Below are 12,727 nucleotides of genomic sequence, written 5' to 3'. Positions count from 1 at the left end.
TGTGCTTTAAATTAAAGTCTATCAGTAATATTTCGTACTAAGTCTGAATCTACAAATTGAGTAATAAGTGCAGCGCCCCACGCATAGCCACGCTGTATTGGGTAACCTTTAAAAATCCAGCGTTTACGCACGTGATTAAAGCGCTCTAAATAGTCCTGCTTTTTTTGTGGTAGAGGTTGCTCACCCAATTTATTCCATGCTTTATATACACCTGACATGTCAGACCCTCGCATAAAGCGTTGCAACCAGCGCGGAAAACGTGAAAAGCTAATAGTGGACTGAAAATCAATAAAATAAGGTTTACCGTCTGCGCCACATAAAATGTTACCCATATTACGCAAGTCTAAATGCACGATGCCTTTACGATGCATTTTTGCTACTTGACGCTCAAGCTCGCTAAAAAAGCTTACTGGTAGCGTTTTATCTTCATGAATTAAAGCGCGCAGTGGTGTGCCTTCAATATAGTTATAAGCTACGGCTATCGGCGATAGTCTACAAAAGCGGTTAGCGACTGCATCAAGCTCAGCTAAACGGCTCAATCCTTTATATTCTTGGTTTACAGATAGTCGCGCAAATGTTTTGCGGATAAATAACGGGCTTTGGCTAAAATCTTTAACAATTAAATCAAATTCATTATCTTTATATCGATACACAATCGCGTTAGCAAAACGTCCCTTATGGACAACACTTAAGTGATGTTGCATAAAAGTATGTTCTGGATATTGCTGCTGTAATTGTACTAACAAATTATTTTCAATCATAACAAACCTAACAAGATGATAACTTTAATTGCCTAGGCAACTATATTATCAAAGTTAGATTCTACGCACAATCAGATCAACTAATTAGCACGCTAACTTTCTGTTGAAACAGTATCGCTATTTTATTGATAATCTATTTGTGGGGGGGAATTTCGGGTAATGTATCTAGATTATTTATAGCTTTAAATAGTAGGTCTATTATTTGGTTTTTTTCTGACTCTGAAAAACCATTTAATGCTTGAGCATAGACTTCGTTTACTACAGGCATAATTTCAGGACAAAGAGCTTTACCTTTTTCACTTAAACACAAAATAGTTGAGCGCTTATCAAGCTCACATTGCGTTTTAATAATGAGTCCTTTTTCTTCAAGTCGGTTTAGTAAGCGGCTCATAGCGCCACGATCATAAACCATATACTCGCAAAGTCCTGCAAGCGTATTAACCGACTCTCTCGCAAGTAGTACAACCACAATATATTGCGCAGAAGTTAAGTCCATAGGAAGTAACTTGGCATCAACATGAATGGCTAATCTCGAGCGTAAAAAAGACACTAAACGCCCCAAGTCTTGCTCTGGCGCTAACTCTTCTCGAGTACAACGTTTAATTGATGGCATGTTTTGCATGGTTATTCCACTGTATAGGTATATTTGCATGCTGATAGACCTTAACACATACAAAAAATTCAATAATTTTTATAAAAACTAAGCAGCTAAAACTAAGCCACAAAAATAAAGCCGCTATTAGCGGCTTTTACTGTAAAGCTTTAAACTTTGTTAAATTTTAAACTGGCCAACAAGCTGGCCTAAGTTTTCACCACGCGCAGCTAAATGCTGACCTACCGAAGAGGTAGTTTTGCTTGAAATAGTTAGTTCATTAACGATTTCTTGAATGGCAAATACATTACGGTTTATTTCTTCTGTAACGCTACTTTGCTCCAGCGCCGCTGTCGCAATTTGCGTACTCATGTCGTTAATTGATCTAACTGAGGTTGTTACCGCACCTAAACTTTCTGAAATAGCACGAGACGATTCTACTGAGCGATTACAACTATTCTGACTCGCTTGCATTGCGGCTACAGCATCCGATACTAAATTATGTAACTCACTCAACATTTCACTAATCTCTAATGTGCTAACTTGAGTACGACTTGCTAAGCTTCTTACCTCATCAGCAACAACAGCAAACCCTCGCCCTTGCTCACCTGCTCGTGCAGCTTCTATTGCAGCATTAAGTGCAAGTAAATTTGTTTGCTCGGCAATTCCACCAATTACGCTTAGTACACTATTAATCTTTTTAGATTGATCACTGAGTGAATCAACTTGTTCTGCGGCTAGGTTTATCTCGCCCATTAGGTTAGACACCTCACTGAGTGAAATATCAACACACTCTTGAGCTTTAGCAACTTCTTGCGTTGCCGCTTGGGTTGACTCTGCCACTTGATTCGTATTTTGAGCCACCTCATGAGAAGTAGCCGACATTTCGGTAATAGCCGTCGCAACAAGGTCTGTTTCATGATTGTGATTAAGTAGTTTGTCTTCAATTAATCGTGTTTGTGTATTTATATCACTAGAGGCTGTTTTTACATCGTGTGTTACATCAACCACATTGGCAATAATGCCATGTAGCTTACTTACAAACATATTAAATGCTTCGCCAAGTTGGCCTATTTCATCGTTAGTATCAATATCTAAACGTTTGGTTAAATCGCCCTCACCTTTAGCAATGTCGTCAAGGCTTTGCGCCATGCGCTGTATTGGTTTTACCATTGTATTTGCGGCAACTAACGCACATACAATAGTTAACACAACCCAAAATAAAGCAATTAGCAATAAGGTCACTACCTTATCATTCATGTGCTCTTGCATTGCTGTTTGATATTTAAGTAGTTCTGCGTCTATATCATCCATATATGCGCCAGTACCAATCATCCAGTTTGTACCTGGGATCATTGCTGCATAGCCCATTTTTTCAACTAAGCCTGTGGTATTTGGTTTTTGAAAATGATAGTTAAAAGCGCCACCGCCTTTTCTAGCTTGATCTAATAAGCCCACTATTATTTTTTTACCGTTAGGGTCAGTCATCCCTATTTTGTTTTGCCCTTCAATAGCATCACCTAATAATGCATGAAAAACACTAACGCCATTTGTGTCGTATATAAAAAAGTAACCACCTTGACCAAACGTTAAGTCTCTTAAAGCATTTTTAGCATCTTGCTCAGAGCCATTTGCTATTTGATAGCGAACAATTTTACTGGCAATTTCCACCTCGGTGCTTAGCAACGTTTGTTTGTCACTTATTAGTTTAGTTTGAAATGCTTCAAAATTTTGTTGCTGATTTTTATTCTCTAAATAATAAGAGCTCAGCATCAAGCTAATCAAAAGTAGCATTAAGGGCAATATAGCTAATAACAACAGTTTGTTTTTTAAGCTTAAATTACTCATTTTTTCTCCGGGTAAATAAAGACGTAGATGCAGCAACAACTAAAACCTAGCAAAAACAATATAGTTTGCAGTTTTACTTATTTGCCCAAAAATAACTTCACTCATTTATATCGCTTTTAACTTATATAAGAAAAGCATAAATAAAAACAGGTAGGACCAAGTTTGTAAGAGGTCAGCTTAGCCACATTATAGTCCCAACTCGACCTTTTAGACACCAATAGCACAGAGACCTTAGTCTTAATCAAAAAATAATTTACCCAACATTTGTCCGTTATTTAAAACACTATCTATTGAATAGTATTCATGTAGGTTTACTGCCTGTATTTTAGGTTAATTTGTTTTATTTGTAGCAAGTTAGAGTATTTAGCAAGTGAGTATAAATATTGACCACAAGGTAAAATCAATATGTAGAGATTAATTTTTCATTAACATATAATAATCCTATCCTCCTAAGACCAAATAACCAGATAGATTAAAACATATTGTTTTGAGCCACTGTTATGAATTAATAAAAATGAATTACTAATGAAATATATTTTATACCTCGTGCTTTTAATCTCTAGTCAAGTATTTGCAAAGCCTGTAAATAATAGTATTGCATTTTACTATTCGTACCCGATGCCTCTAGCCGAAATGACCTTTTATTCTCGCGTTGTAGTCCAGCCTGATCTTGTGACTGAGCACGAACTTAATTGGTTTAAACAGCGTAATATTGCTGTTTATGCTTATTTAAGTGTTGGTGAGTCGTTTAATCAAAGTGAGTCATCACTTAGCATAAACCCCAACTGGAATAGCCACATTGCGGATTTAACATCAGCACATTGGCAACAATATATTGCAAATAGCGCTGCGGCATTAAAAGCACGTGGCTTTAGCGGCTTATTTTTAGATACCCTTGATAGCTATCAGCTATTAGATGCTACACACAGTAAACCCGATCAACAAGCTGGGTTAGTCACCATAATAAGCTCACTATCTGAGACTTTTGATAAGCACCTTATCCTCAACCGGGGCTTTGAGTTATTGCCTAAACTCGCTAATTTAGCCAAAGACTTAGTTGCTGAGGGTTTGTATAGCCACTTTAATCCGACCGACAATAGCTATAAACTGACCAACAAAAACGACCAAGATTGGCTAAGCGCACAATTAAAAACAGCACAAGACTTAGGCCTCAACGTCCAAATTATTGATTATGCAAAGCCCGATAACCGCCTCGCTATGGCACAAAAGATTATAGACGCAGGTTTTAATCCATGGGTGACAGATGGCCACTTGCAAACATGGGGTACATCATCAATAAAACCGGTGCCTAGGCGAATATTAATTCCTTATAATAGCGATATTTCACCATTAGTTAAAAAATCTGTTCATTCAAAGCTTGCTACAATCATAGAATACTTAGGGTATATTCCTGATTATGTAGACATTGCTAAAGAAAGGTTACCTAGAATAGATCCGAGTTTACATGCCGGCATTATTTCTTGGACTACTAGTAATATATTTTATAGTACTGAGATTATTAAATGGCTAGAAGAAGGTTTAGAAATAGTACCGGAACTAATATTAGGGGAATTACCTCAATCAAATAAATTACTAGCTAGTTTAGGCGTAGAAAATATAAATGTTGCGCAAGCTGGACCTTATAAAGTTGAATACTTTGCTGATTGGCTAAAAGGTGAAACTACAAAAGCACCTGTAATAATCCGACCAAACTTCCTTAAATTAACCTCAGACGCCACAGCGTTAATTAGCATTACTTCAGCAAACGGCAGAACACTAGCGCAAGGAAGTAAGACTAAACTGGGTGGCATAATAGTAGCCCCTTGGCTAATTGATAATTTACCACTGGAAGGCAGTAAATGGGTGATCGACCCTAAGAAATTGTTAAAGAAAGTACTAAATTTACCCACAATATTAGCTCCTGATACAACGACTCTAAGCGGAAGGCGTATGTTAACTTTGCATATAGATGGCGATGGATTTAGTAGCGTTGCGCACTTCAAAGGTAAGCCATACAACTCAGAGGTAATTCGCGATGAGGTAATAAAAAGGTACAAATTGCCATTAACCTCCTCCATAATACAAGCAGACATAGAGCCTAACGGCTTACATTCAAAACAAAGTAAAGAACTTGAGCAAGTTGCAAGAGATATATTTGAACTACCTTATGTAGAGGTTGCATCGCACACATATAGCCACCCTTACTTTTGGAAAGTGCTATCAGGAATACAAAACATAGATGAAGATGATACAAAATACGGACTTAATTTAAATATTCCTGGGTATCTCTCTGTCGATTTAGAAAAAGAAATTTCAGGGTCAATTCAATATATTAATGAACGACTGACGCCAAAGAATAAAAAAACAGTATTAATTCTATGGTCAGGCGATGCAGTTCCAGGACCAAAGGCTTTAGCCATAGCAAGAAAAGCTGGCGTGCTCAACGTGAATGGTGGTAATACTTCAGTAAAAGCTGATAACCCAACACTTACAAATGTATCGCCAATTGGACGACCTGAAGGTGACTTGTTATACCAAATTTATGCACCCATTATTAACGAGAACGTATACACCAACTTGTGGCATGGGCCTTATTATGGTTTTAAGCGCCTAATCGAAACATTTGAAATTACAGAAAAACCATACAGATTAAAACCCTATAGTATTTACTTTCATTTTTATTCTGGTGAACTACCTGCTGGACTTGATGCCCTGAAATATAATATAGACTACGTACTTGCAAGACCGAATACGCCAGTACATTTAAGCCAGTATGCAAAAATAGCTAAAGACTTTTATTTTTCAGCTCTTGCTAAAAACAGCAATAACGAATGGTTATTTAGCTCTCAAAGCATTCGAACATTACGTATTCCCAATGATTTTGATGTTCCTAATGTAGCTCAAAGTTCAGGAATATCTGGCGTCACTCAAAAGGGTGATTACATTCATATAACTGATGATTTAGCAAAGCTTAGCTTTGAGCACAGCCAAGAAAACAATGAACCGTATTTAGCTTCAGCTAATGTCTCCATGGATAATTGGCAAGTGAATGGAGCTGTCAGTTTTAAAGCATGGGTGCCTGCTAAAATTGATTTAGTTAATGGCCGTTCTTGTGAGTTTGTTTCTAATGATGGCAAGCGCTTTAAAGGTAAATCAAATGCTGATATCACACAGTTTAGTCTGCCAAAAGGTCAATTCTATGGTTACTTAAAATGTAAAAGAGCTGCTTGATGGTGAGTAATAAAAAACTAAGCTCTTATTATAAGTAAAATATTGATACATTCTTTTATCGTTTTCTAAGTATAGGTTTGTAGGTTGCTCTTAATAACTCGAGTGGCATACCTATGGGTTTTATTGTGGTGAGTAAATCAAACCAGCATGTTATTATACCCCTTAAGTATATGGTTGAATTAACATGTAGAGATTAATCTTCCATTAACATATAATAACCCTATATTATTAATACCAAATAGCTAGATAAATTGGAACGCATTACTTTGAGCCACAGTTATAAATTAATTGAAATGAATTACTAATGAAATATTTTTTATACCTAGTGCTTTTAATTTCTAGTCAAGTATTTGCAAAGCCTGTAAATAATAGTATTGCATTTTACTACTCAGCGCCGATGCCATTAGCCGAAATGACCTTTTATTCTCGCGTTGTAGTTCAGCCCGAATTAGTCACTGAGCACGAACTTAATTGGTTTAAACAGCGTAATATTGCTGTCTATGCTTATTTAAGTGTTGGTGAGTCGTTTATTGAAAGTAAGTCTTCACTCGCAGTTAACCCTAACTGGAATAGCCATATTGCCGATTTGGCATCAGCACATTGGCAACAACATATTAAAAGTAGCGCTGTGGCATTAAAAGCACGCGGCTTTAGCGGCTTATTTTTAGATACCCTAGATAGCTATCAGCTATTAGATGCTACACACAGTAAACCCGATCAACAAGCTGGGTTAGTCACCATAATAAGCTCACTATCTGAGACTTTTGATAAGCTCCTTATCCTCAATCGGGGATTTGAGTTATTGCCTAAACTCGCTAATTTAGCAAGTGACTTAGTTGCTGAGGGTTTGTATAGCCACTTCAATCCAACCGACAATAGCTATAAAGTGACCAACAAAAACGACCAAGATTGGCTAAGCGCACAATTAAAAACAGCACAAAGTTTAGGCCTCAACGTCCAAGTTATTGATTATGCAAAGCCCGGTAATCGCCTTACTATGGCACAAAATATTATAGACGCAGGTTTCAATCCGTGGGTGACCGACGGTCACTTGCAAACGTGGGGCACATCATCAATTACGCCGATCCCTAGGCGCATTTTAATCCCTTATAACAGTAACGTAAAACCACTCATATACACTACCGTACACTTAAAGCTTGCGACCATGATTGAGTATTTGGGGTACATACCTGATTACATAGATATGGCAAAACGCGACTTACCTTTGGTTGACCCTAGCTTACATGCCGGTATTATTTCGTGGACCTCAAGCGATGCATTTTACACCCCAACACTTACCAATTGGCTTGAAGCTAATTTAGGTGTTGTGCCAGAACTTATTTTAGGCGAGTTACCACAGTCAACTAAATTACTATTTAACATGGGTATTGAGTCGTTAAACACACTACCTGAAGGTCCATATAAACAAGATAGCTTTGCACCTTGGCTCAAAGGAGAATCCACAACACCTCCCCCTATCGTTAAACCATATTTACTAAAATTAGCAACTAATGCGACTCCTTTAATTACAATAAAATCAGCTGATAACACGATAATTGTACAAGCGGCTAAAACTAAATATGGTGCAGTCGTGGTTGCTCCTTGGCTAATTGATACATTTCCGATGGAAGGCAGCAAATGGGTTATTGATCCACGTACATTACTAACTCAGGCTATGGAACTACCACCTATATTAGTGCCAGATACAACCACCGAAAGCGGCAGGCGAATGCTTACGCTGCATATAGATGGAGATGGATTTACAAGTGTTGCCCACTATGCGGGTAGGCCTTATTCAGCAGAAGTAATTCGAGATGAAATAATTAAACACTACAAACTACCGTTAACGTCCTCAGTGATCCAAGCTGACATTGAAGAAGGCGGTATTCACTCTAAACAAAGTGCCAAACTTGAAGGCATTGCACGTAGTATTTTTAACCTACCTTACGTAGAAGTTGCTTCGCATACTTATAGCCACCCCTATTTTTGGACTGCTCTATCTGGGCGAAAAAAAATAGATGAAGACGACACTGATTACGGTTTTCATCTAGATGTACCTGGCTACAACACCATCAGCCTTAAAAAAGAAATTACAGATTCGATAAAATATATTGATGAAAAACTCACACCTAAAAATAAAAAAACAGTGATGATGTTATGGTCAGGCGATGCAACTCCTGGTCCTAAAGCGCTTGAACTGGCTCGTGATGCTGGTGTGCTAAACGTAAATGGCGGCAACACTGATGTAAATTCCGATAACCCTAGCCTTACACATATATCACCTATTGGCCGCCCTGAAAGAGATTTGCTGTATCAAATTTATGCCCCCATATTAAATGAAAATGTTTACACTAACTTATGGCATGGCCCTTATTATGGCTTTAGACGCTTAACTGAAACTTTCGAAATTACAGAAAAGCCATATAGGTTAAAACCTTACACTATTTATTATCACTTTTATTCAGGTGAAGTTCTTGCGGGACTAGACGCTCTTAAACACAACATAGATTATGTTTTAGCAAGACCAAATACACCTGTGCATTTAAGCCATTATGCAAAAGTAGCAAAGGATTTTTACTTTTCTGCACTTGCAAAAAACAGTAATAATGAATGGTTATTTAGCTCAAAGTACATTCATACTTTGCGAATACCTACCGATTTTGATGTGCCAAACATAGCTCAAAGTGAAGGTGTATCTGGTGTAACTGAAAAAGGTGACTACATACATATTATAAATAACATAGCTCGCCTTAGCTTTGATCATAGCCAAAATAGTAAAAAACCTTATTTAGCATCTGCAAATGTGGTTGTTAATAGCTGGCAAGTTAACGGGCCTGTTAGCTTTAAAGCGTGGGTACCTGCTTCGCTTGATTTAATGAATGCACGCTCTTGTGAGTTTGTATCTGGTTTGGGTGAGCACTTTAAAGGTATTAACCGAGGTAAATTAACACATTTCAAAATACCTGCAGGTGATTTTTATGGTTACCTTAACTGCGACGGAGCCGCACTATAATGAATACTACAAAGCGCCCTCAGTTAATTTCAGTAAAAACAATATTAGCGATATTAGCCGTAAGTTGTTTTGCACTTTATGCATTATTTCCACATACCTTATTTTTTGAAGATGATGCACTTTCACAAGACTATACCTTTGAGAAGTCTTACCTTAATGCAGCGCTCAATACAGAGCCCGACAACGAAAAGCTACGCGCAAAATTAGTTGAGCTACATATAGGGCTTAGTGAGTATTCACAAGCTACTAACGAGCTTGAAAAGCTACCTAGAGGTGAGCGCAAAGCAACACTTGAAATAAAGCTGCTCTACTCATTATGGCTAGCAAGCGGTGCTAAAGTTGACGACCGCTTTGAAGAGTTATCTTTAAAAATTGGTGCTCATAAAAACTGGAACGAACAAATATTAACTATTGCAAAAGCAGTTGGGTTAAATGCAAAAGTTGCTCAGTACTATCAAAAAAATAAACAGCCTCTCCTTGCAGCCGATTACTGGTTAAGCGCAGGCGAACCAGACAAAGCATTCGCTATTTATAAAACAAATATAAATGCTGATATTGCAGCTAAAGCGATTGAAACTGCACTTGGTGCAAATAACCCGATACAAGCTTATGCATGGTGGAAAACCTATGGTGACAAAGCCAATATTAAACGCACACTTTATTTGGCTAACTTAGCAGGCAATACAGAAGATGCGGCTCAAGCCATTGAAAGTTTATTAAAAGTTGAGCCAAATAACACAGAGTACTTAACACAAGCGATGCACCTGCGTTTAGCAAATGCAAATGCAAAAGGGGCAGAGCAATTACTCGCAAAGTTATTACTACAAAGCCCAGCTGACAAAGAGCTACATTTATTAAATTGGAAGATAAAGCGCTGGCAAAACAAGCCTAAAGAAGCACTTCGAGAGTTTAAATGGCTAATGTCTAACAAAGCTGTAACTCCTGCGATGCTTACCGATAGTATTAACGATGCCACCGCTTTATATTTATACCAAGACGCTAATGATATATACGAATATAAAGCCCAAAATAGAAATCTAAAAGGTAATGGCTTTGCTAATTGGATGCAAGCTAACGAATTTATTGGTAACACAAAGCAAGAATTAAATAATATTGAACGCTTTGAGCAAATAAATGGTAAAAGTGCATTATCACAATATTGGAAAGCAAAAGTACTTCACGATACTGGTAATTTAAAAGCATTAAGAGCTTTGTGGCCTACATATAAAGGGCCTAAAAATGAAGAAGATTTACTTTGGATTGCCCGCGCATTTTGGCTAGAAGATGACTTTTCTACAGCTCTGCAAGTACTAAAAAACAAACATGAAAGTTCTGACGATGAGTTTTGGAGCGCCAATGTTGACATGGCAATGCGAGTTAAGGACAAAGCTCATGAGCTATATGCATTAGAAAAGTTACAAAAAATAAGTCCTTTGAGCGTAGGCGACATGCTGCACTACCAACAACTGCGCTTTGAAGGTCGGCCTCAGGAGCTTCTTGATTATTTATGGAAAAGTGAGTCGCAAACTGACCGTCAATTGATTCAAATTGCATTATTAAGCACACAAGTAAATGATGCTAAATCAGTTGCACGTATTCATGCTGAACTTGATAAGCAGCGCTACAATAAAGCTCTCTACCCTGCTTGGTTAATTCTTTCAAATTGGTATCAAAACCAAAGTGATTTAAATTCAGCTTATACAACTTTAAACCGCGCCGCTAAATTAAGTGAATATGACTCTGATGTTGTGCTGGCACAAGGTTGGTTAGCGCTGCAAATGCACGACACCGTGATGATCAGCCGCATTTTAGCTCGCTATTCTCAAAGCGACCCTTCCTATGCGTGGACCCAGCTATTAGCAAGCTTATCTATTCACGAAAAGTCATATAACAGTGCTTACTTTTATTTGCGTAAATTAGCCATTGCAGATCCAAGCGATTTAACAACACTGGTTAACTTAGCCGATGTAATGAAGCAACTTGGTTATTATGCAAATGCTGCTGAACTTAATCACTATTTACTGCAACACTTACCTAAAGATAAATATGCATACAGAGGCTTAATGTTCCGCTGGGCGGGCGCGATGGCTGTTCCTCATTTAATGCAATTAAACACAATGGAAGAACTTGCCCCCGACACTATTGGTGAGCCCCAAACAAACTGGTGGTTAGCGCGCAGGGCTGCACAAAAATTAGAGCCATGGCAAAAACTACAACTTTATATGACCAACGGCGAATTTAATAAAGCGAAACAACTATTAGCCGAAGGCTCACTAAGCAAATTAGATGAACTAAACGCCCTACTCTATCTAAAGCAGCCATACGCAACAATGCAGCGTTGGTATGAAGAACTGACTGGTGAGCTTGACGAATCACAATTGAGCTTACTTAGAAATGCACGTGCATCCTACTTTAGGGCGCTTGAAATTAACCTATCGCCAGAGGCTGGTTTAAACAGTAGCCAGTACGATGTAAACGTTTATTTTCCTTATGCTAATGGGCAATGGAAATTAAGTTTAAGTAATCAGCAAAATCTTGATAACAACGGATTACTGTTTGCGATAGAAGATAAAATGACATTTGGTCGTTGGTATTTTGATGCAAAAATAGATTCTCACCAAGGCAGCTTAGTTAGCCGCCAAGGTCTTAGCTTAGACTCTCGTTATCAATGGGATTCGCGTACACAGATAGGTTTAAAGCTTGAATATAATGTTGAAAACCGCCAATCAGAAGCGCTACTTAGTTATGCTCAACTAGATAAAGCCACGGCTTATGTTAACTACAACATTGATGGTAGACAAAACGTACAACTATCAGCAGCAGCGATGTCTTTTTCTCGAAGAGACGATGGCAGCTCACTCATTAATGGCCAAGAATATAATGCACGTTACCAGTACAGCATTTTAAAAGATCGCCCAATTTGGAACGCTTATTTTAGTGCACAATGGCAAGACTTTGAACGTGTAAATGCATTAATAAATACAGACACAAGACCTCTAAGAGTTGACCTTCAACCATTTAGGCGCTTTGCACTAGGTACCTCATTTGCCTCAACGGGTTCGTTAGAGCCGCCTTATTTAGGCGCAAACCCTTCATGGCTATTCGATATAAGTACTGGCTATCAAACACTTAACGATACAGTAGATGTATCTGTTTCGAGTGGCGCAGGTTGGTCTGTACTAGGCGATGATTTATTTAAATTACAGCTGGGTTACCAAAGTAGTAATAAAGTGGGTAACTCAGATACACAATTACAATTAGGTTATTACGTACATTTTTAAT

At 37.9% G+C, this 12,727-nt stretch carries 6 protein-coding genes; 3 read left to right on the top strand and 3 right to left on the bottom strand.

Going from position 1 to position 12,727, the window contains the following annotated elements:
- Nucleotides 1-11: 11 nt before the first annotated feature.
- The 3 genes from I6E82_RS10070 to I6E82_RS10060 all read right to left on the bottom strand — a co-directional run bounded on the left by I6E82_RS10070 (nucleotide 12) and on the right by I6E82_RS10060 (nucleotide 3,201).
- Nucleotides 12-761, bottom strand: coding sequence for a hypothetical protein (locus tag I6E82_RS10070; RefSeq protein WP_007584826.1), 750 nt, complete (start codon nucleotides 759-761; stop codon nucleotides 12-14).
- A gap of 133 nt (nucleotides 762-894) precedes the next feature.
- Nucleotides 895-1,413 carry a MarR family winged helix-turn-helix transcriptional regulator gene (locus I6E82_RS10065; RefSeq protein ID WP_231616919.1) on the bottom strand — a complete coding sequence of 173 codons (519 nt, stop codon included), beginning with the start codon at nucleotides 1,411-1,413 and terminating at the stop codon, nucleotides 895-897.
- Nucleotides 1,414-1,533: 120 nt separating this feature from the next.
- Complete coding sequence (locus I6E82_RS10060; protein WP_024593969.1) at nucleotides 1,534-3,201, bottom strand: methyl-accepting chemotaxis protein; 1,668 nt, start codon at nucleotides 3,199-3,201, stop codon at nucleotides 1,534-1,536.
- A gap of 525 nt (nucleotides 3,202-3,726) precedes the next feature.
- On the opposite strand from I6E82_RS10060, the gene I6E82_RS10055 reads away from it, so the two are divergent.
- The 3 genes from I6E82_RS10055 to I6E82_RS10045 all read left to right on the top strand — a co-directional run bounded on the left by I6E82_RS10055 (nucleotide 3,727) and on the right by I6E82_RS10045 (nucleotide 12,726).
- On the top strand, nucleotides 3,727-6,432 hold the full coding sequence (locus I6E82_RS10055) for an endo alpha-1,4 polygalactosaminidase (protein WP_197117790.1): 2,706 nt from the start codon (nucleotides 3,727-3,729) through the stop codon (nucleotides 6,430-6,432).
- Between the two features lie 304 nt (nucleotides 6,433-6,736).
- Entirely contained in the window at nucleotides 6,737-9,445 is a 2,709-nt protein-coding gene (locus tag I6E82_RS10050) for an endo alpha-1,4 polygalactosaminidase (protein WP_197117788.1), read from the top strand.
- Nucleotides 9,445-12,726 (top strand): tetratricopeptide repeat protein, encoded by a 3,282-nt coding sequence (locus tag I6E82_RS10045; RefSeq protein ID WP_197117786.1) that lies wholly within the window; start codon nucleotides 9,445-9,447, stop codon nucleotides 12,724-12,726. The genes I6E82_RS10050 and I6E82_RS10045 overlap by 1 nt, the downstream gene beginning before the upstream one ends.
- Nucleotide 12,727 lies beyond the last annotated feature (1 nt).

It is taken from the genome of Pseudoalteromonas sp. NZS11 (assembly GCF_015864765.1).
Taxonomy (GTDB): Bacteria; Pseudomonadota; Gammaproteobacteria; order Enterobacterales; family Alteromonadaceae; genus Pseudoalteromonas; species Pseudoalteromonas arctica.
The sequence above is the reverse complement of the archived record's forward strand: the minus strand, read 5'-3'. Positions and strand labels throughout refer to the sequence as shown.